This window comes from Lactobacillus sp. ESL0263, assembly GCF_003692845.1.
Taxonomy (GTDB): domain Bacteria; phylum Bacillota; class Bacilli; order Lactobacillales; family Lactobacillaceae; genus Lactobacillus; species Lactobacillus apis.
The window spans coordinates 170758-188649 of sequence record NZ_REHL01000006.1 but is presented as its reverse complement, the minus strand read 5'-3'; the positions used below and the strand labels follow the sequence as shown (position 1 = coordinate 188649).

At 38.2% G+C, this 17892-nt stretch carries 16 protein-coding genes, 1 tRNA gene and 1 riboswitch; of the genes, 15 read left to right on the top strand and 2 right to left on the bottom strand.

Annotation, left to right across the window (positions count from 1 at the left end):
- Window positions 1-45: 45 nt before the first annotated feature.
- Window positions 46-708, top strand: a complete 663-nt coding sequence (locus tag F5ESL0263_RS07250; protein ID WP_122035968.1) for a CPBP family intramembrane glutamic endopeptidase — start codon at window positions 46-48, stop codon at window positions 706-708.
- Between the two features lie 57 nt (window positions 709-765).
- Here F5ESL0263_RS07250 and F5ESL0263_RS07245 read toward each other — a convergent pair.
- Both F5ESL0263_RS07245 and F5ESL0263_RS07240 read right to left on the bottom strand, forming a co-directional pair.
- Window positions 766-836 (bottom strand) — tRNA-Gly (locus F5ESL0263_RS07245).
- Window positions 837-929: 93 nt separating this feature from the next.
- Window positions 930-1535 (bottom strand): SOS response-associated peptidase family protein, encoded by a 606-nt coding sequence (locus F5ESL0263_RS07240; RefSeq protein ID WP_122035966.1) that lies wholly within the window; start codon window positions 1533-1535, stop codon window positions 930-932.
- 96 nt (window positions 1536-1631) lie between these two features.
- Between F5ESL0263_RS07240 and trpS the strand changes: the two genes are divergently transcribed.
- The 14 genes from trpS to F5ESL0263_RS07170 all read left to right on the top strand — a co-directional run bounded on the left by trpS (window position 1632) and on the right by F5ESL0263_RS07170 (window position 17891).
- Window positions 1632-2651 (top strand): tryptophan--tRNA ligase, encoded by a 1020-nt coding sequence (gene trpS, locus F5ESL0263_RS07235; protein WP_122035964.1) that lies wholly within the window; start codon window positions 1632-1634, stop codon window positions 2649-2651.
- A 5-nt stretch (window positions 2652-2656) separates the two neighbouring features.
- Window positions 2657-3136, top strand: coding sequence for a deaminase (locus tag F5ESL0263_RS07230; RefSeq protein ID WP_109715831.1), 480 nt, complete (start codon window positions 2657-2659; stop codon window positions 3134-3136).
- Complete coding sequence (locus F5ESL0263_RS07225; protein WP_370448857.1) at window positions 3066-3722, top strand: TPM domain-containing protein; 657 nt, start codon at window positions 3066-3068, stop codon at window positions 3720-3722. Before F5ESL0263_RS07230 ends, F5ESL0263_RS07225 begins: the two co-directional genes overlap by 71 nt.
- Window positions 3723-3784: 62 nt before the next feature.
- A riboswitch (M-box (ykoK) riboswitch) is annotated at window positions 3785-3949 on the top strand.
- 86 nt (window positions 3950-4035) lie between these two features.
- A complete protein-coding gene (gene mgtA, locus F5ESL0263_RS07220) occupies window positions 4036-6726 on the top strand; it encodes a magnesium-translocating P-type ATPase (protein WP_122035960.1) in 2691 nt (896 codons plus the stop codon).
- Between the two features lie 112 nt (window positions 6727-6838).
- On the top strand, window positions 6839-8815 hold the full coding sequence (gene metG, locus F5ESL0263_RS07215) for a methionine--tRNA ligase (RefSeq protein WP_122035958.1): 1977 nt from the start codon (window positions 6839-6841) through the stop codon (window positions 8813-8815).
- Window positions 8815-9594, top strand: a complete 780-nt coding sequence (locus F5ESL0263_RS07210; RefSeq protein WP_122035956.1) for a TatD family hydrolase — start codon at window positions 8815-8817, stop codon at window positions 9592-9594. Before metG ends, F5ESL0263_RS07210 begins: the two co-directional genes overlap by 1 nt.
- On the top strand, window positions 9569-10141 hold the full coding sequence (gene rnmV, locus F5ESL0263_RS07205; RefSeq protein ID WP_122035954.1) for a ribonuclease M5: 573 nt from the start codon (window positions 9569-9571) through the stop codon (window positions 10139-10141). The genes F5ESL0263_RS07210 and rnmV overlap by 26 nt, the downstream gene beginning before the upstream one ends.
- Window positions 10134-11024 carry a 16S rRNA (adenine(1518)-N(6)/adenine(1519)-N(6))-dimethyltransferase RsmA gene (rsmA, locus tag F5ESL0263_RS07200; RefSeq protein WP_122035952.1) on the top strand — a complete coding sequence of 297 codons (891 nt, stop codon included), beginning with the start codon at window positions 10134-10136 and terminating at the stop codon, window positions 11022-11024. Before rnmV ends, rsmA begins: the two co-directional genes overlap by 8 nt.
- Window positions 11025-11106: 82 nt before the next feature.
- Window positions 11107-11352 carry a Veg family protein gene (locus F5ESL0263_RS07195; protein WP_046307712.1) on the top strand — a complete coding sequence of 82 codons (246 nt, stop codon included), beginning with the start codon at window positions 11107-11109 and terminating at the stop codon, window positions 11350-11352.
- A gap of 124 nt (window positions 11353-11476) precedes the next feature.
- The gene (gene purR, locus F5ESL0263_RS07190; protein WP_046307710.1) at window positions 11477-12307 is read left to right on the top strand and encodes a pur operon repressor; all 831 of its coding nucleotides are present in this window, start codon (window positions 11477-11479) and stop codon (window positions 12305-12307) included.
- A gap of 52 nt (window positions 12308-12359) precedes the next feature.
- Window positions 12360-13745: a bifunctional UDP-N-acetylglucosamine diphosphorylase/glucosamine-1-phosphate N-acetyltransferase GlmU gene (glmU, locus tag F5ESL0263_RS07185; RefSeq protein ID WP_122035950.1), complete on the top strand. Its 1386-nt coding sequence runs from the start codon at window positions 12360-12362 to the stop codon at window positions 13743-13745.
- 153 nt (window positions 13746-13898) lie between these two features.
- Window positions 13899-15467 carry an SLAP domain-containing protein gene (locus tag F5ESL0263_RS07180; protein ID WP_122035948.1) on the top strand — a complete coding sequence of 523 codons (1569 nt, stop codon included), beginning with the start codon at window positions 13899-13901 and terminating at the stop codon, window positions 15465-15467.
- A gap of 161 nt (window positions 15468-15628) precedes the next feature.
- Window positions 15629-17005 carry a glycoside hydrolase family 1 protein gene (locus tag F5ESL0263_RS07175; protein WP_199724323.1) on the top strand — a complete coding sequence of 459 codons (1377 nt, stop codon included), beginning with the start codon at window positions 15629-15631 and terminating at the stop codon, window positions 17003-17005.
- 16 nt (window positions 17006-17021) lie between these two features.
- On the top strand, window positions 17022-17891 hold the full coding sequence (locus tag F5ESL0263_RS07170; RefSeq protein ID WP_122035944.1) for an ROK family protein: 870 nt from the start codon (window positions 17022-17024) through the stop codon (window positions 17889-17891).
- Window position 17892: the final 1 nt, after the last annotated feature.

Here is a 17892-nt window from a genome sequence, read left to right as displayed (position 1 = left end):
AATATGAACTTTGTAGGGTACACAAAGAGATAGGGGTAATTGATAGTGAATACACCAGCATCAAGACAGGGTAACCTAATACGCTATATTTTCTATTTAATTGGTTATTTGATGGTTGCCGGCGCGTTCAAACTGGTTACGATGAATTCACCAATTCACATCTGGGATTTGATTTTGTTTATAACCATTTCTTTGATGGTGTTGCTATTTTTTATTTACCGGTTTAATCGCGAGCAACGCTTTTTCGATAGAAGCTATTCTGGGTCCTGGCTTAATAACTTTGGCTTAATTATTGCTTCAACAATTGTTATAACAGTCTTACGCATTTTTGTTTCATGGCTACAATCAACTGGAAAATTAAAAATGTATCATTTTCAGATTGCTTATTTGCAACATGAATCGACTTTAGCTTATTGGTTTCTCGTATTGGCGTTGGGTGTGGTTATACCAGTTTTGCAGGAATTTTTGATTACTGGTTTCTTGTTCAATTACGCTTTTCGTAAAAATACAGTGATGACAGCAGTTTTGGGTATTATTGTTTCAGGCATTTTGTTTAGTTTGTTAAACTGGCAAGATTCAATTGCGCTTTTGCTAGTTAATGCACTTTTTGGCGCAATATTTGCATGGTCGTATCTGCATACCCAGACCATTTGGATGCCAATCTACTTAGCGGTCCTAAATAGCGTAATTCTAATTATTATGACTTAAGCAGAATAACATAAAACAAAAAGGCAACGATGTTCAATCGTTGCCTTTTTCTTGTTAAGCGGATAGCGTGAATCGAACCCGCATCTTCAGCTTGGGAAGCTAACGTTCTACCATTAAACTATACCCGCATTACTCAAATAGTTTACCATGTTTCCTTTTTGAAACCAAGCACAGATTTGGTAATTAGCTTATGAAGAAGTTGGGGTACTTTAAAAAGATATTTACTGACGTTGAGGTAGTTTGGCACTTGTGAGCTGAAATTGACTACGATCAACGAGGGATGAAAAGTCTTGAAAGAGCCATTGGCGTAGTTCACTAGGTTTGATCACTAACGGCATTCGATCGTGCACTTTGGCATATTCTGCTGACGGCTGCGTAGTTACCATTGAAAAATGGTCTTTTTGATAGATTCCGGCAATCAGCGTTAATGGCTCATTAGCAGTTTGAAAATAGTAGCGTTCGTGATATTCATGGCTGTTAGTAGCAACATAAGTTTCATGACTGGATTCAAAAAACTGACTAGCAATAATGATGCACCGATATTTAGCAAAGGAAGAATCCCACATTGACTTCTTTTGCTCAAAAAAGCGTTCAACGCGAGCGTTAAAAAGCACCTTTTGGTGGGCAAATGGACTAGGGTAACCCCAAGCTTTTGGCTGGAGCTGAAGCTGATCATTTTGGTATAGCAGCACTGAAGCGGTCCCTTTTGGAAAAACTGCCTGATTTTGCGGTAAGTTCTTATCGGGTTCAATCAATGGTAGGTTTAAGTCATTTACTAAGTATTTTTTAATATCTGCTAAGGTAGGCAGCTGAAATTGATTGCACATTTTATCCTCCATGTTTAATCATTGCTTGATTTTTGGTAGAATTAACTATAATTATTACATTAAAACAAGTTTTAAGTTTTCAGAAAGGTAAAAACCATGGCTAAAAAAGTTATTTTGACGGGTGACCGCCCAACCGGAAAGCTCCACGTTGGACATTACATCGGTTCCTTAAAAAATCGGGTAATGCTACAAAATTCAGGGGAGTATCAGCCTTATATCATGATTGCCGATACACAAGCATTAACTGATAATGCCCGCGATCCCGAAAAAATCCGTAATAGCCTCATTCAAGTTGCATTGGATTATTTGGCTGTTGGCATTGACCCTGAAAAATCAACTATTTTTGTGCAATCCCAAATTTCTGCGCTATTTGAATTGACGGCATATTATATGGACCTTGTGACTGTAAGTCGCTTGGAGCGCAATCCAACAGTTAAGGCTGAAATTAAGCAAAAGAACTTTAATGATTCCATTCCGGTTGGCTTTCTGAACTATCCAGTTTCGCAGGCAGCCGATATTACGGCGTTCAAGGCAACACTAGTGCCAGTTGGTGATGACCAAGAGCCAATGCTTGAGCAGGCACGTGAAATTGTTCGTACCTTTAACCGCGTTTATGACTGCAATGTTTTGGTTGAACCAGAAGGTTACTTTCCTGAAAAGGGTCAGGGTCGTTTGCCAGGACTTGATGGTAATGCCAAAATGTCAAAATCTTTAGGTAATGCGATTTATCTATCAGATGATTCTGAAACTGTTCAAAAAAAGGTCATGTCAATGTACACTGATCCTGATCACATTCACATTGAAGATCCAGGCAAGGTTGAAGGCAATACTGTTTTCACTTACCTCGACATTTTCGATCCTGATAAGAATAAAGTAGCGCAATTGAAAGAAGATTACCAAAAAGGTGGCTTGGGTGACGTCAAAATTAAGCGCTACTTAAATGAAGTGCTTGAAAATGAATTGGCACCAATTCGCGAGCGTAGAGCAGAATATGAACAAAAGCAAGATGAAGTTTATGAAATGCTAATCGAAGGCTCGGAAAAGGCCAACCAGGTTGCAAATCAAACCTTGAGTGAGGTTAGGGATGCAATCGGTTTGAACTATTTTAAGAGGTAAAAAAGATGCGTGATCGGATTCCTTGGAAGCAATATTTTATGATGCAGGCGTTGGTAATTGCCCAACGTTCTACCTGTGATCGTGCGCTTGTTGGTAGTGTTCTGGTTAAGGATAACCGGATAATTGGTACGGGCTATAATGGCTCTGTTACGAATGAACCACACTGCGATGATGTTGGCCACCAACTCGTCGATGGGCATTGTGTACGCACCATTCACTCCGAAATGAACTCGCTTATTCAGTGCGCTCGTAATGGCGTCTCAACTGATGGTACGGAGATCTATGTCACGCATTTTCCATGCTATAATTGCGCCAAGTCGCTGGTTCAAGCTGGAGTTAAGAAGATTAATTATTATTTTGACTATCACGACAGTCCGTTAACAATTGCACTGTTTAAAGATTGTGGGGTTCCTTATGAGCAAATTAAAATCGACCGAAATTACGTGGAGCAATTGGCACGTAAATTGGAAGATGCTGAAAACTAAGCTAGTAGCAGTTATTGCACTGATCGGTCTTTTTCTGACAACGACCGCTTTTTCAAATCCAGATTTACACGATAACTGTAATTTGGTAGAAAAAGAAACTAGCAAGTTAATTAAGGAGAAAAACAACCGCTATTTACAAACTAGTGAGCAACCCAAAATTATCGTGAAAACAGTCAATCGGGTTGATCATTTAACACCTAAGAAACTAAGCAAGTATAAGCGTACTGTCTTTATTATTGTGGGCTATAAGGACAAAAAGAAAAATGTTCAGATTTATTCCAGCAAGGATTTGCATAGTGCCTTTACTGCTGACATTAGGGGCAACATTATTCGATCACAATCTGATCAGCTTCGTAGCAACAATAAAAAAGAGTTTAATAAGGGCCTGCGGTTTGTTTTTAGGGCTTGTGCCACAACAATTGATCAGCGTTATCAATATGCACTAGATAAATATGATTTATCAAATGATGAACGTACGCAGCTCACGCATCCGCGCCGTCTGGCATTACCGATTGCCTTGGCATTAGTATTAGTAATTGGTGGATTATTATATTTCTTCAAAACTAATATGCAACTAAAGAAATAAATTAAATAACTTGACTTAGCGCAGTTTGATATATTACACTCAATATGAAAATTAAATAGCAACAAATAAACTGTTAGGTGAGACTCCTACGTGAACATATGCTATCGCCCGGAAACATCCAGAGATGCCAACGAGTCAAATAGTTTCCGTCGACATAAGGCGGCAACCAGATAGCTAGCTCTAAGCTTACGTCACGTAGTGTTAAAACTGAACGACGAGTATTAATGATACCTTGTTTTAAAGGGGTCGCCAGCGGTATGTAGGCGGCCCTTTTTTAGTTTGTTTGAGTTCTTTGAAAAAAGGAGTGAGAATAATGCTGAGAAAACCAAATGAGGCAACCAGCAACAAGGATTTAGAACTGGTGAAGGCAATTGCCAAAGAAAGCAGGTCTGAAACTTTAGCTAGACTACATGCAAGTAGTGACGGCTTATCCACTGAGCAAGCAGAAAAAAATCGTGAGGAGTATGGCGCAAATACAATTGAGTCCACCCAGCACAATTCAAAATTGCGCTTTTTGGCAGAAGCCTTTATTACACCATTTACACTGGTAATATTAGTTTTAGCTGCTTTGTCACTATGTACAGATTATATTTTTGTACCAGCAGGAGAAAAAGACTTAACAACCGTTTTAATCATGTTAATCATGGTGTTTATTTCTGGAGTAACTAGTTTTATTCAAAATGTCCGGTCTTCAAATGCGGTCGATTCACTGCTCAAGATGGTTTCTGTAACAACAGATATTATCAGAGACGGTAAGGACCAAGAAATTGATACTAGCGAAGTAGTTGTGGGTGATATCATCAGACTGGCTGCAGGCGATATGGTTCCTGCAGATATGCGGCTACTAAACAGTAAGGACTTGTTCTGTTCATCAAGTTCACTAAACGGTGAATCGAATCCAGTAGAAAAGATTGCGACTAAGAAGCCAAAAATTGGTGCCGATCGAGATTATCTTGACTATCCTAATGTTCTTTACGAAGGGACCACAATTGTTTCTGGTTCCGGACTAGGCGTGGTTTTTGCCACTGGTGAACGGACCATGTTTGGTAAACTGGCTCATGATATTTCACACAATGATGTCAAAAACACTGCTTTTGATGTCGGCATCAAAAATGTCTCTAAGTTGTTGATTATCATGACTGCAATTATTGCACCACTTGTTTTCATTATTAATGGTTTAACCAAGGGCGACTGGGTTAGTGCGTTAATCTTTTCAATCGCAACTGCTGTTGGTTTAACACCGGAAATGTTACCGGTAATTGTTACAACCAACTTGGTTAAGGGTTCAATTGAAATGTCCAAAAAGGGCACGATTGTTAAGAAGATGAACTCGATCCAGAACTTTGGTTCAGCTGATATTCTGTGTACTGATAAGACCGGTACATTAACTCAAGATAAAGTGGTTTTAGAGCGTCACTATGACCTCAATTTGCACGAAAACCAACATATTTTGGAGTTAGGCTACCTGAATTCATACTACCAAACAGGGATGAAAAACCTGATTGATAAGGCAATTATTGAAGCTGCCGGTGATGAACTAGACATTAATGAAATTCAACGTGACTACAATAAAATTGACGAAATTCCGTTTGACTTTTCTAGAAGAAGAATGAGCGTGGTTGTGGAAAATTCTGACCGTGAGCACGGTGAACACCTCTTGGTAACTAAAGGTGCGTCTGAGGAAATGATGGCTGTTTCCACTAAGATCGAGGTTGACGGACAGATTTTGCCACTTACTGATGAACGCAAGAAAAAGGTAATGGACAAAGTCAATGATATGAACGATGATGGTCTGCGGGTTATCATGATGGCATACAAGCGTAATCCTGCTCCCGTTGGTGAATTCTCTGTTAAAGATGAGAGTGATTTGATTCTATGCGGCTTCCTTGCCTTTCTTGATCCACCAAAGGAAAGTGCTAAGGCTGCTCTTGCACGACTCAAGGATGATGGAATCACCGTTAAAATTCTAACGGGTGATAATGAAGCTGTTACCAGAACAGTTGGTTTACAAGTTGGCTTGAATGTTGACACCGTCTATTCTGGTGCAGACCTAGAAGGTAAGAGCCCTGAAGAACTGGCAAAAATGGTGGAAGAGTGCAACATTTTTGTTAAGTTATCTCCAGAAGACAAAACCAATATCATTAACTTATTGAAAGATAACGGTCACACGGTTGGCTATATGGGCGATGGCATCAACGATGCTCCTGCAATGAAAGCCGCAGATGTTTCAATCTCAGTTGATACAGCGGTTGATATTGCTAAGGAATCAGCTGACATCATCTTATTACACAAAGATCTCAACGTGCTAGAAACAGGCGTTAGAATTGGGCGTAAGGTCTTTGGTAACACTATGAAGTATATTAAGATTACCTTATCATCCAACTTTGGTAATATCCTGTCGATTATGGTTGCTTCTTCATTTTTACCATTCTTACCAATGTTGCCATTACAGTTGCTAGCACTAGATTTACTGTATGGAACTAGCTGTCTATCACTTCCATTTGATGATATGTCTGATGAATTCTTGCGTGAACCGCGTACTTGGTCAACGAAAAAACTGCCAAAATTCATGTTCTATTTCGGACCAACTTCATCTGTCTTTGATATTTTGACTTTTGCACTGCTGTACTTCGTCATTTGTCCACATTTAGTTGGTGGCAGCTTTACTGCAATTGGCCCAGCTAAACAAGCTGCATTTATCGCATTGTTCCACACCGGCTGGTTCATTGAATCACTTTGGACACAAGAAATGGTTATTCATGCTTTACGTGATCCACGCTTACCATTTATTGGCCAGCACGCATCGCCAAGCGTTACTTTGTCTACTTTTGGAGCAGGGGTAATTGGAACATTGATTCCATTTTCTTTCCTTGCACAAAAATTAGGCTTTGGACCAATGCCAATTTCCTTTATCTGGATTGTTCTAGGAATTTTAGTCCTCTACATTTTGTTGACGATGATCGTAAAACACTTCTACATGAAGGATGAAAAATTCTTAATTTAAATAGGCAAATCTTTATAATATATCTTAAAAAAGGGAACTCCGTGAGGAATTCTCTTTTTTATTGATGTAGTATAATATAATGAAATTAAACGAATCTTAAGGAGAACAGAATATGGCTGATAAAAAAACTTTTTATATTACAACCCCAATTTACTATCCGTCCGGCCGTTTAACCATTGGTAATGCATACACAACAATTGCTGCTGATGTGATGGCGCGTTACAAGCGTAGCCAAGGCTATGACACTTTCTTTTTAACTGGTACTGACGAACATGGCTTAAAGATTGAACAAAAAGCAGAAAAGCAAGGAATTAAGCCACAAGAGTTTGTTGACAACATGGTTGTAACATACAAAAAGCTATGGAAGAGCCTAGATATTTCATACGATAAATTCATTAGAACTACTGATGAAGAGCACGTTAAGGGTGTCCAGAAAATTTTTGAACAACTATTAAAACAAGGCGATATCTATCTTGGTGAATACACTGGCTGGTACTCAGTTGAAGATGAAGAATATTTCACTGAATCTCAACTTGCAGAAGTTTATAAGGACGATGAAGGCAATGTGATTGGTGGTAAGGCTCCATCAGGTCATGATGTTCAACTAGTTAAAGAACCATCTTACTTCTTTAAGATGAGCAAGTATGCTGATCGACTTTACCAATATTACCAAGACCATCCTGAATTTATTTTGCCTCATTCTCGTGAAAAAGAAATGGTTAATAACTTCATTAAACCTGGTCTTGAAGATTTATCAGTTACTCGTACTACTGTTTCTTGGGGAATTCCTGTCCCAAGTGATCCTAAGCACGTTGTTTACGTATGGATTGATGCATTGTCTAACTATATTACTGCATTGGGTTATGGTTCAGATGACGACTCACTCTTTAAGAAATACTGGCCTGCAGATGTTCACCTAGTAGGTAAGGAAATTGTTCGTTTCCACACAATTTACTGGCCAATTATGTTGATGGCACTAGACTTGCCTTTACCTAAGCACGTTATTGGTCACGGCTGGGTATTAATGAAAGACGGTAAGATGTCCAAGTCTAAGGGTAATGCAGTTTATCCTGAATCTATCATAAATCGCTATGGCGTAGATGCTTTACGCTACTACTTAATGCGTGCATTACCATTTGGTTCTGATGGAGTCTTTACACCAGAAGACTTTGTTGAACGCGTTAACTATGATTTAGCAAATGATTTAGGTAATTTGCTTAACCGGACAGTTTCAATGATTAATCAATATCAAAATGGTGAAGTGGCTCCAGTTGCTAAAGACCAAGATGAATTCGGTCAAGAGCTTGCTAGCGTTGCCGCTGAAGCAATTGCTAGTTACCAAAAAGATATGGATAAACTTTACTTTACCCAAGCAATTGAAGATATTTGGAAACTAGTTAGCCGTGCAAATAAATACATTGATGAAACCACTCCTTGGGAACTAAATAAGGAAGGCAAAAAAGACGACTTGTCGCGTGTAATGTCCAACTTAGCTGAAAGCTTAAGAATCATTGCCTTATTAATTGCACCAATTATGACTAGAACACCAGTTGAAATGTTTAGACAGCTGGGACTTGATTGGGATAATTCTGAGCAAAAGCAACTTGGTTTTGGCGATTTTGCTTGGAATGTCAAAGTTATCAGTGATCCAAAGCCAATTTATCCACGTTTGAAACCAGAAGACGAAATTAAGTACATCAAGGATGAAATGGCTAAGGCAAAACCAAAAAAGGAAAGCCGCAGTGAGAAAGTAAAAGATAAAGAAATCTCAATTGATGATTTTGACAAAGTCAAAATTAGAGTTGGAAAGATTCTTTCAGTTGAGCCTGTTCAAGGATCAAGTAAACTATTAAAATTCCAACTTGATTTTGGTAATGGTGATGAACGTCAAATCCTAAGTGGTATTCGGAAGTATTATCCAAATGCTAGTGAATTACTGGATAAAAAAGTTTTGGCAGTTACTAACCTGAAACCACGTAAAATGCTTGGTCAATTAAGTCAAGGAATGCTTTTATCAAGTGAAAAAGGTGGCACAGTTAAGTTAGCAATTGTTGGCGACGAACATGAAATTGGGGCCGAATTAGGTTAATGGAATTAATTGATAATCATACGCACTTGCAAGATGGGCCTTTCCAAGGTAAAGAAGAATTTTATCTTGGTCGCGCACGCCAATTAGGTGTTAATAAAATGATCTGTGTTGGTCAAGATCCAGAGTTTAATCGGGGTGCAATTGAACTTAGTCAGCGTTTTGAGCAGGTTTATGCAATGGTTGGGTACTGTCCCGATGTTGCTAAAGATTACGACCAAAAGGCTGAAGATGAGTTAATTGAGCAGCTTCAAATACCCGGTGTTGTTGCAGTTGGAGAAATCGGCCTTGATTATTACTGGGATGAATCTCCGCGTGAACAGCAGCGTGAAGTATTTGCACGCCAGATTGAGGTTGCGCATGAATTGAAAATGCCCGTAGACATTCACACAAGGGATGCCTTTGCCGATTGTTACGATATCTTGAAGAATAGTAATCTGGAATACGGTGCAGTTCTGCATAGTTTTAACGGTGATGCTTCCTGGCTTGAAAAGTTTTTAGACTTAAACGTCTGCTTTTCATATTCTGGTGTTGTGTCTTTCACCAAAGCAACCGAGGTTCATGAAGCCGCTAAGAAGACGCCAATGGATCGGCTACTAGTTGAAACGGACGCACCATTTTTAACACCTAAACCATATCGCGGTAAGCAAAATGAACCTGGCAATGTTTATTACGTTGCAAGAGCAATTGCTGAATTGAAAGACATTCCGTTAGAAGAAGTTGCCAAGGCAACTTATGAAAATACGATGAGGGTATATGGTCTTAACAAAAAAACAATTTAATGCCGTTGTAGTGGTAGAAGGTAAGGATGATACGATCCGCCTAAAACAGTTTTTTCCTGGCATCGAGACAATCGAAACCAATGGCTCTGATGTGCCACCGGTGGTCTTGACTGAATTAAAAGAATTGGCGAAAAAACGTGAAATAATTGTCTTAACTGATCCAGATCTTAATGGTGAGAGAATCCGCAGATTAGTTACTGAGGCGGTCCCTAATGCCAAACAGGCTTTTATCACACGCAAAGAGGGTGATCCTCATAAAAAGGGGAAAGGCAATTCACTGGGAGTTGAGCACGCATCAAAGCAGGCACTTGTTAAGGCTTTGAGCGACTTGCACGAACAGCAAGCACCTTCTAGTGATATTAGCAAGCAAGCTTATCAAAAACTGGGTTTATCAAGCGGGCCCAATTCGCGTAAATTACGTGAGCAAGTAGGAATTAGCTTGCGTATCGGTTATGGCAACGCAAAACAGTTTTACAGCCGGTTATGCACATTTGGTATTACGCTTAAGCAACTTGAGCAAGCCGTTAAGGAGGCAAAAAATGAATAACGAAATTCCAATTGGTTCCGCGGTTCGGACTCAAGCAATTATTAATCGCTACTTTATTAAGGCGAAGAAGAACCTAGGACAAAACTTTTTAGTTGATTTAGATGCAATTAAGGGGATTGTTCAGGCAGCTGAAATTCAACCTGGTGATCAAGTAATTGAAATTGGACCAGGGATTGGTTCATTGACGGAACAGCTCTTGCTTGCAGGTGCAAAGGTCTTTGCCTACGAAGTTGATGAGAGTTTACCGGAAATTTTATATAATGAACTCCCTACTAAAATAGATGGCGTCCCACTTGATGACCTTTTTAAACTAATGATGAAAGACATTTTAAAGGCAGACTTTCCGGCAGATTTTGAAGATTTCCTTGATGTAAATAAACCAATTAAGGTTGTAGCAAATTTACCATACTATATTACGACTCCAATTATTTTCTTTTTGAATCAAGCAAACTTAAATTTCACTAGTTTAACTTTAATGATGCAAGAAGAAGTGACTGAACGGCTAGACGCTCAGCCAAATAGTAAAGCTTATGGTCCTTTGACAATTGCGGTTCAAACGCAAATGACAGTCAAACTTGCGCTAAACGTAAAAAGTAGCTCATTTATTCCGCGGCCTAAGGTCGACTCAAGTGTAGTTGTTTTGACTCCTTTGACAGAGCAGATGGATGTTGGCGATCCTAAACACTTTAATTGGGTAGTGAAAATGTGTTTCAGTCAAAGGCGTAAAACTTTAAATAATAATTTAAAGAATTTAGTACCAGATCCTGATCAACGAAAGCAGTTGATAGATTCTTTGGGAGTGGATCCACGTATTAGACCGGAACAGCTTACAATCAAGCAGTTCATCCAGATTGCAGCCGCAATTTCACCGCAAAAATCATGAGAAGCTTCTGGGCTACCACTTAAAAAGAATTGAAAAAATGATAATATTGTAGTAAAATAGAACTCCAAAGGAGTTGTTAACAGTGCCAACATCTATTACTACTATTAAGCAGAAATTAGATTCACATTTGGGTGATTCTTTGACTGTGGTTGCAAGAGCAGGACGTAAGAAAGTTACCAAAAGACGCGGAGTCTTGAAGGAAACATTCCCAGCTGTTTTCGTTGTTGATTTGGATCAGGACCAAAATAACTTTGAACATGTTTCGTATAGCTACACGGATTTGTTAACCAAAAATATCACATTAAAATTTGATGATGCGGCTGAATAAGCTAGATTAAAAATAAAAAGATCATACTTTTTGGCATTAACATTTTGTAAAATGTTAGTGTCTTTTTTTGTCGTTCAGTGTATAGTAGAAGCAGGCAAAAGACAAACATTAGAGAGGGGATTTTATGAAACGTTCAGAGAGATTGGTCGATATGACTAAATATTTAATGGAACGCCCACATGACTTGATACCATTACCATTTTTTGCTAAGCGTTATGGAGCTGCTAAGTCATCTATTTCAGAAGATTTGGCAATCTTAAAGCATACTTTAGCTAATAATCAGGATGGTATCTTAGAAACTGTTGCGGGTGCTTCAGGAGGTGTCCGTTACGTTCCTTTTTGGGGTAAAAAACATGCGCAAAATTATTTAACTGATTTAGCTGCAAGAATTGAGGACCCAGATCGAATATTAGCGGGTGGCTTTGTTTATCTTTCTGATATTTTAGGAAATCCGCAAGATCTTGAAAAGATTGGTAAGCTAATTGCTACACGTTATGCATATTCCAAAATTGATGTGGTAATGACAATTGAAACCAAGGGTATTTCACTAGCTCAAGCTGTTGCGCGCTATTTAAACGTACCATTTATTATTGCACGCAAACGCTCAAAGGTAACTGAAGGCGCAACGGTTTCTGTTAACTACATTTCTTCTTCGCTTGATCGTGTGTCCAAGATGGAATTACCTACAAGAGTTTTAAATGAGCACTCTAATGTTTTGTTAGTAGACGACTTTATGATGGCCGGTGGTACTTTGACCGGTATGCAGCAATTAGTTAGAGAATTCGATAGCAATATTGCTGGTATCTGTGTTTTATGTGAAGCTGATTTTGAAGATGAAAAGCTAATTGAAGGTCACCTTTCATTAGTTAAAATTAAGCGTGTAGACGGTAAAAAGAAAGTCATTATTGCTGAGCCAGGAACCATAGTCGCACATACCGATTATGATCGCTTTTAGTTTGAAATAATAAAAGTGGGCAAAATCCAAAATTAGAAGAGGCTAAAAAATAATGAAAAAATTTGTTATTGTCCTTGCAGCTGGCAAGGGTACAAGAATGAAATCTAAGCTATACAAAGTTTTGCATCAGGTTTGTGGCAAAACAATGGTTGAACACGTTGTTGAAGCCGCACAGGGAATCGAACCAGACAAAATTGTGACTGTTGTTGGCACAGGCGCAGAAGACGTTGAAAAGGTATTAGCTGGAAAATCAGAATTTGCACTGCAGAAAAAACAGTTAGGAACGGGTGATGCCGTTTTAACTGCAGAAAAAGAGTTAGCAGGAAAAGATGGTGCCACGTTAGTTATTACTGGTGACACACCACTGTTTACTAGTGAGACCTTTAAAAAGTTGTTTGACTACCATCAAACTAAAGGCAATGCAGCTACTGTTTTAACTGCGCAAGCACCTAACCCATACGGCTACGGTAGAATTATCCGTGACGATCAAGATAACGTCTTAAGAATTGTTGAACAAAAAGACGGTAGTCCTGAAGAACTGAAGATCAAAGAAATTAACACAGGTGTTTTTTGTTTCGATAATAAACTGCTGTTTGAAGCACTGAAACATGTTAATAATCAAAATGCACAAGGTGAATATTATCTGACTGATGTTCTGGAAATTTTGCGCAATGAAGGTCAACGAATTGGCGCATACCGCATGCGTGATTTTAGTGAGAGTATTGGTGTTAACGATCGTGTTGCGCTCGCACAAGCAAGCAAAATCATGCAAAAGCGGATTAATGAAAAGCACATGTGTAATGGTGTAACCTTTATTGATCCTGATACAGCTTATATTGATTCAGACGTGAAAATTGGTGCGGATACAGTTATTGAAGGCAATGTTGTCATTAAGGGTAAGACAGAAATTGGCAGTGATTGCTTGATTACTTCTGGCTCACGGATTGTTGATTCAACTATTGGCGACCATGTAACAGTTACTTCATCAACAATTGAGAACTCACAAATGTTTGAAAACACTGATATTGGACCAAATTCGCATCTGCGGCCTAATTCAATCATCAAGAAGGGTGCTCATATCGGTAACTTTGTTGAAGTTAAGAATGCTGAAATTGGCGAAAATTCTAAGGTTGGTCACTTGACTTACGTTGGAGATGCAACTTTAGGTAAAGACATTAATGTCGGTTGTGGCACTATCTTTGCTAATTATGATGGTATTAAAAAGGATCACATTAATGTTGGCGATCGTGCCTTCATTGGCTCAGGAGCAACTTTAATCGCACCGGTAAATATTTCAGATCACGCCTTTGTTGCAGCTGACTCTACTATTACCAAGGACGTAAACAAATATGATATGGCGATTGCACGTGGACGTCAGGTGAATAAGCCTGATTATTGGCACAAGTTACCATTATCAAAAGATGAAAATTGGGAATAAATCTATTTTTCAGTATTAAATTTAGGAAACAATCCAAATGTAATTAAATAGTATTAAGAAAAGGTAAGAAGTTACCATCTTAATTGGTTTAATTGCATTTTTGGTATACAATAAATATATTAAAATAGTTTTTTAATGAGGTGTAATAGATAAATGAAACTAAGTCATAAATTAATGATGGTATCAACAGCTGCACTTATTGGTGTTAGTCCAGTATTGAGTGCGAGTCAAACTGCAGTAGTTCAAGCAGCTCATAAATCTACAGCAACGAATACTTCTTCTACCAAGAAAAATACTTCAAAAAAGGGCACAATTAAATTAAGTCACAATTCTTACGTATATGATAAGGACGGTAAGCGTCTAAAGACTTATATGGGTAGTGAAAAGAACACGACCATTGGTAAAGGCTATACCTTAAAATACTCAGAGAAAGTAACTATTGGTGGCATTGAATTTTACGATATTGGCGGTGGCGCTTTTGTCAAAGCAGCTAATGTTGGCTACGTTGATGGCAAGAAGGTTACTAAAACTACCACAACCACTTCTACTGCAAGTGCTAAGATTAAGCACAATGCCTACATTTACGATGCTAAGGGTAAGACTGACAAGAAGAAGATTAAGAAGGGTCAAACCGCTACCTTTGATCAAGCAATTTATATTGGTAAAAAGCTTTACTACCGCATCAGTGGTCAAACTAACCAATTTATCAAGGCAGCTAACGTTGGTAAATTATCTGGCGCAACTTTAAAACCAGTTAATGATGACGATACGCCAAGTGATAACCAAAATGATCCAACGGTAATTACTTTGAACCATAATGCATATATCTATGATGACCAAGGTAATTCAAGCAAGACTTTACTTAAGAAGGGTCAACAAGTTCAAGTTGATAAGCTACAGTACATTGATGGCAAATTGTACTACCGCATTAGCGATAGTAAATATCCTGGTGAAAATCAATGGGTTAAGAAGAGCAACGTTGGTGTAATCACTGGTAAGCAATTAAAACCTGCAAATGAAAAGCCAGTAGAAGACCAAAATGCAACTTTTGCTACCATTGCGCGTGACACCAATGTCTACGATGACAAGGGTGTTGCACAACCAACAAAGACCTTTGCTAAGGGTCATGTTGCTCGTGTAAACGAATTACGTTACATTTGGGTTCAATCTGAAAACAAAGCTGTTTTGTTCTACAAATTACAAAGTGATAAGAATGGCTTTATTAAAGATGATGATGTTAACACTGTAAGTGGACATAAACTTACTCCAGTTAACACACCAGAAACTGCTAAAAGTCAGACCGTTACTGCTACTGATACAGACAAGAAGCCACTACAAGATGCTTTAGGTCAAGCAGCAGCTGTTAAGGCTAGCGATGCATATAAGCTTTCAGCTAAGTCATTACGTGATGCCTACGATGCAGCTATTGCAACTGGTACGCAAGTTAATACTGCAATTTCAACTGTTGCACAGGTAAATGATACTTTAAGCAAAATAACTTCTGCTAAAAATGCTCTTAACGGCAAAAAAGTAGTAGTTAACGACTTAAAGAACTTAAGTATTAGTGAAGCTGATCAAATTGTTCAACTTGCTGCAACAGCAAATGGCGTGGACAAATCAGCAATTCAATTTAGCAACAATAACACGGTTTTAACAATCACTAGTGCAAATGGTTTCCAACAAACTTTGAACATTACTGATTATGCAACTACAAACAAATAGTTAATGCATTTATATTAAATGCCACCAAATAATTGGTGGCATTTTTTGTTGTCAAAGATAGCTTACTAATATGTCAGTTAAGTGGTAAGAAGCTTTACTTAATAAAAATGTTTTACTATAATATATTGAAACGTTTCAAAAATATTGAGTGAGGTATGAAAATGAATAATCAAGCGTTACCTGATAATTTTATGTGGGGTAATTCAACTTCAAGCATGCAGACGGAAGGAGCGGTCCATGAAGGCGGAAAAGGCGACTCTGTTTATGCAAACTATCGATCAGAAGACGGCTCATCAGTATGGGATGAAGCAATTGATGAGTACCATCGATATCCAGCTGATTTAGATTTAATGGCTGATCAGGGAATTAATTGCTATCGTTTTCAAATATCATGGAGTAGAGTAAACCCAATGGGTGATGGTGATTTTAACCCAGAGGGAATTAAATTTTACTCGGATTTAATTGATGAATTATTAAAAAGAAAAATTCAACCAATGATTTGCCTCTATCATTTTGACATGCCACTAAATCTAGCTAAGAAATATAATGGCTTCAGTAGTAGGTATGTAGTTGACGCTTTCGTTCGATACGGCAAAAAGATGATTGACCTGTTTGGTGATCGTGTTAAATACTGGATTACTTTTAATGAACAAAACCTTTATTTTATGCCTGGTGCAGCGAAAATTGCAGGCTCACTAAAAGAAGAAGAAACGCTGACGGATATATATACCATTAGTCATCACTTGATGCTAGCTCACGCTAGAATTGCTGCTTACTTACATCAAACAACGGACTGTAAAATTGGTGGCATGCTCGCCTACAGTGAAGTTTATCCTGTTTCTGCACTTCCCAAAGATATTTTGTATGCACGTCAACTAGATGAATTCTTTAACAAAAATTTGTTAGATGCGTTTGTTTTTGGACATTACTCAAACGAAGTGATTAGTTTTGTTAAAAATAATAATCTTAATGTGGATGTTTTACCTGAAGACCTTAAAGAGATGAGTGAAATGAAAAGTGATTATATCGCTTTTAGTTACTATCAAAGTGCAACAATTAGTAGTAGTTTGATTCCAGACAAAACTGCGCCAAATTATTACCTTCAATATGGCGGTAAAGAAAATCCATTTTTGCAAGTAAACGAGTGGGGCTGGTCAATTGATCCTACTGGCTTTAGAGACATTTTAACCAAGACGTATAATCAGTATCAACTGCCAATGTTTCCGATTGAAAATGGAATAGGAATTAGAGAGAACTACCACGGAAAAGAAATTGATGATGACCTTCGAATTAGATATCACAAAGAACATATTCAAGCGTTAAAAGACGCAATGTACATCGATGGTGTCGACATTATTGGCTACTTAGTTTGGGGACTTATTGATATACCTAGTTCTTCAGGCAACATGGATAAGAGATATGGTATGGTTTATGTTAATCGTACTAACAAAGAAGTCCTTGATCTCAAACGGATTCCTAAAAAAAGTTACTGGTGGTTTAAAAAAGTAATTCAAAGCAATGGCAGGTACTTGGACTAAATACTAGGAGAGAAAAATGAAATTAGCAGTTTTCGATATTGGTGGCACCAATCTTAAATGTGGATATTTCGGTGACGATCATAACATTACGTGTCAAAAAAAGTATGAAACACCAAAAACCTTCAAAGGACTGGTAAAACAGATGCATCGCTATCTTGATACACTACTGGATATAGATGGGATTGCTATCAGTGCTCCAGGAGCAGTTGATGACACAAAGGGTGAAATTGATGGTATTAGTTCAGTACCCTATATTCATAATCGGCCAATTTTTCATGAGCTTGAAGCAGAATTTGGGCTGCCTGTAACTATTGAGAATGATGCTAATTGTGCTGGCATCTGCGAAGTTAATATTGGTGCAGGCAAAAACTTTACCAATGTAGCTTTTGTTGTAGTTGGTACTGGTATCGGTGGTGCAGTTTTTATAAACAGAAAATTATACAAAGGTAGTCATCTGTTTGGAGGCGAGTTTGGTTTAATGTCGACTGCTGATGGCTTAATCTTGAGTATGCAAGCGACAATTGTTAAGGCAGCAGCCAAGTATGTTGCTCAAACAGAAGCCGATGATGTAGACGGAGAAAAACTGTTTTTATTGGCTGATCAAGGTGATAAGTTGGCAAATGAGCTGATTGACGAAGTGTATGACCGTTTAGCTATGGGACTTTATAACATTCAAGTTTCGTTCGATTTTGATGCAATTGTTATCGGTGGTGGTGTTTCAGCGCGTAGCAGTTTTAGTGCTGAAGTAGCCAAGCGTCTAGAGGCACAACTTGTGGAAAAGAAAGTTGAAAAGATCATGCCTGTTGTTGAAACGTGTCAATACCATAATGACGCTAATTTATATGGTGCAGCCTATAATTTTATTGAAAAACAAAAAAAGAGGTAAA

Bases quoted from the DNA above. Each gene is read 5' to 3' on its own strand.
- rnmV (WP_122035954.1), top strand. From the start codon at position 9,569: ATGGTCTTAACAAAAAAACAATTTAATGCCGTTGTAGTGGTAGAAGGT.
- F5ESL0263_RS07225 (WP_370448857.1), top strand. From the start codon at position 3,066: ATGAGCAAATTAAAATCGACCGAAATTACGTGGAGCAATTGGCACGTA.
- F5ESL0263_RS07170 (WP_122035944.1), top strand. From the start codon at position 17,022: ATGAAATTAGCAGTTTTCGATATTGGTGGCACCAATCTTAAATGTGGA.
- F5ESL0263_RS07175 (WP_199724323.1), top strand. From the start codon at position 15,629: ATGAATAATCAAGCGTTACCTGATAATTTTATGTGGGGTAATTCAACT.
- F5ESL0263_RS07180 (WP_122035948.1), top strand. From the start codon at position 13,899: ATGAAACTAAGTCATAAATTAATGATGGTATCAACAGCTGCACTTATT.
- purR (WP_046307710.1), top strand. From the start codon at position 11,477: ATGAAACGTTCAGAGAGATTGGTCGATATGACTAAATATTTAATGGAA.
- F5ESL0263_RS07240 (WP_122035966.1), bottom strand. From the start codon at position 1,535: ATGTGCAATCAATTTCAGCTGCCTACCTTAGCAGATATTAAAAAATAC.
- trpS (WP_122035964.1), top strand. From the start codon at position 1,632: ATGGCTAAAAAAGTTATTTTGACGGGTGACCGCCCAACCGGAAAGCTC.
- rsmA (WP_122035952.1), top strand. From the start codon at position 10,134: ATGAATAACGAAATTCCAATTGGTTCCGCGGTTCGGACTCAAGCAATT.
- F5ESL0263_RS07210 (WP_122035956.1), top strand. From the start codon at position 8,815: ATGGAATTAATTGATAATCATACGCACTTGCAAGATGGGCCTTTCCAA.
- glmU (WP_122035950.1), top strand. From the start codon at position 12,360: ATGAAAAAATTTGTTATTGTCCTTGCAGCTGGCAAGGGTACAAGAATG.
- metG (WP_122035958.1), top strand. From the start codon at position 6,839: ATGGCTGATAAAAAAACTTTTTATATTACAACCCCAATTTACTATCCG.
- mgtA (WP_122035960.1), top strand. From the start codon at position 4,036: ATGCTGAGAAAACCAAATGAGGCAACCAGCAACAAGGATTTAGAACTG.
- F5ESL0263_RS07230 (WP_109715831.1), top strand. From the start codon at position 2,657: ATGCGTGATCGGATTCCTTGGAAGCAATATTTTATGATGCAGGCGTTG.